Below are 1,345 nucleotides of genomic sequence, written 5' to 3' on the forward strand. Positions count from 1 at the left end.
GGGTATGTAAAATAAACTGTGTCAAGGCGGTGATTCATAAGAGTTGCCGCCTTGCTCATTTTAGTTCAAATCTAGCACCATCCGATCAGGAAACCAAATGGCAAGTTTCTGTGCAGTAACACCCCAATTATTTAATGGCATTGTCCACTTTTGGCTGATGTTATTATGCGCCAGGTAAATTAGTTTTAGGAGTGCCATATCAGAAGTAAATGCTCCCTTGGTTTTAGTCACCTTTCGAACCTGTCGGTGAAATCCTTCGATGGTATTGGTGGTGTAAATCAATCTGCGAATTGGAGCATCGTATCGAAAGTAGCTGGTCAATTTTGGCCAATTATTCCTCCAGGATTCGATTACCTTTTCATATTTCTTACCCCATTTAGCTTCCAGATCATCCATTCTAAGTTCTGCCTGTTCAAGGGTGTCAGCTTTATAAACAGGCTTCAGGTCAACCATAAATGCTTTCTGATCTTTAGAGGCTATGTACTTCAAACTGTTGCGAATTTGATGTACTACACAGGTCTGAATCTCCGCTTGAGGGAATACCGTATTTATAGCTGCAGGAAAGCCATTCAGGTTGTCAATGCAGGCAATCAGAATATCTTTTACACCCCTGTTTTGTAAATCAGTGAGCACAGATAGCCAAAAATTAGCGCCTTCATTTTGAGAAACGTACATCCCTAAAAGCGTTTTATAGCCATGGCGATCTATGCCAATAATATTGTAAACTGCATGTGAGATCATGCGATGATCCTCCTTGACTTTGTAATGCATCGCATCCAGCCATACGATGGTATAGAGATCCTCCAATGGTCGGGATTGCCATTCCTTTACTTCCGGAATAATCTTGTCTGTAATGGCCGATAAAGTCGTGTGACTGATGTCTGTATCGTACATATCCTTGATGTGCTTGGAAATATCCCTAAGGCTCATTCCAAGACCATACATGCCAATGATCTTTTGCTCCAGACTCTCTGCAAGAATAGTTTCACGTTTGCGAATCAACTCTGGTTCAAAGGTAGAACTCCGATCTCTTGGGGTTTCTACAGTAATGGTACCAGAGGAAGTACGGACTTCTTTACTGGTTTTACCGTTTTTTCGGTTGCCAGAAAGACGTTCTTCGGTATCTAGATGGCTTTCAAGCTCTGCTTCTAATGCAGAGTCTAAAAAGCTTTTTAGTAAAGGAGCGAAAGCACCATCTTTACCATACAGTGATTTGCCCGAACGCAATTGCTCTAGGGCTTTTTGCTTCATTTGCTCGTAATCGAGCTGCTCATCTTTTCTCATTTTATAAACTGTGTCTCTAAGTTAATAATTAACTAGTTGACACAGTTTATTTTACACCCTC

At 41.0% G+C, this 1,345-nt stretch carries 1 protein-coding gene; it reads right to left on the bottom strand.

The features are described 5' to 3' along the window. Positions 1-60: 60 nt before the first annotated feature. A complete protein-coding gene (locus R2Q66_RS23860) occupies positions 61-1,284 on the bottom strand; it encodes an IS256 family transposase (RefSeq protein WP_316753966.1) in 1,224 nt (407 codons plus the stop codon). Between the last annotated feature and the right edge of the window lie 61 nt (positions 1,285-1,345).

Origin of the sequence: Pedobacter gandavensis, from assembly GCF_032677645.1 — a bacterium.
Classification (GTDB): Bacteria; Bacteroidota; Bacteroidia; order Sphingobacteriales; family Sphingobacteriaceae; genus Pedobacter; species Pedobacter gandavensis_A.